The organism is Methanobrevibacter sp. 87.7 (assembly GCF_002208625.1).
Lineage (GTDB): Archaea > Methanobacteriota > Methanobacteria > Methanobacteriales > Methanobacteriaceae > Methanarmilla.
Window position 1 is genome coordinate 1 of record NZ_MRCT01000280.1, and the last position, 1,008, is coordinate 1,008.

The following is a 1,008-nucleotide window of genomic DNA, read 5'->3' on the forward strand; positions in this document are numbered from 1 at the left end:
TTTTAATACTAGTTCTATTATTTTAAAATTTAAGAGTATTTTAATAAAATTTTAGTTTTATAATTATTGAAAGAATCATTCATTAAATTGAATAAATTTTTTAAATTGTGATATTTATGGAAGGTAAAGTTGTTTTTATTGGTGCAGGTCCTGGTGATGTAGAACTTTTAACAATTAAGGGATATAAAATTATACAAAAATCAGATGTTATTATATATGCAGGTTCTCTTGTTAATCCGAAAATCTTAGAATACAATGAAAATGATGCAGAAATTTATAACAGTGCATCAATGGATTTAAATGAAACTACAGATGTTATTAAAAAAGCATGTTCTGAAGGTAAATTAGTTGCTAGAGTACATACTGGAGATCCATCTATATATGGTGCTATTGCTGAACAGATTAGAGAACTTAAAAAATTAGATATTAAATATGAAATAATTCCAGGTGTAAGTTCTGTTTTTGGTTCTGCTGCTGCACTTGAAACTGAATTAACTCTCCCTGAAGTTTCTCAAACAGTTATTATTACTCGTCCAGAAGGAAGAACACCAAAACCTAAAGGTGAAAGTCTTGCAAGTTTATCAAAACATCATGCAACAATGTGTATATTTTTAGGTGTTTCTATGATTGATAAGGTTGTTGATGAACTTCTTGTTGGTTATGAAGAGGATACTCCTATTGCAGTTGTTAAAAAAGCAACATGGCCTGATCAAGAAATTCTTAGAGGTACTCTTGGTGATATTGTAGATAAAGTTCATGATGCTAATTTCACTAAAACTTCTATGATTATTGTTGGTGATGCTTTAGATACTGATGATTTTAATCCATCTAAATTATATGATGAAAACTTTAAACATGTGTATAGACATTAATTTAGTTTTTATATTTTTATGGATTTTTTAATGAATATATTCCTTAAATTTTGTTTACTTTTTGGTATAGAATTTTTTAATGGGTATATTCATTAAATTTATTTTTTTTGTTAAAATTTTTTAATGAGTATAATAA

1 protein-coding gene is annotated in these 1,008 nt (G+C 26.2%); it reads left to right on the forward strand.

Annotated elements, in window-relative coordinates; translation table 11 throughout:
- Positions 1–116 precede the first annotated feature (116 nt).
- Positions 117–872, forward strand: coding sequence for a precorrin-4 C(11)-methyltransferase (cobM, locus tag BGI41_RS08205; RefSeq protein WP_088540212.1), 756 nt, complete (start codon positions 117–119; stop codon positions 870–872).
- The last annotated feature ends 136 nt before the right edge of the window (positions 873–1,008 follow it).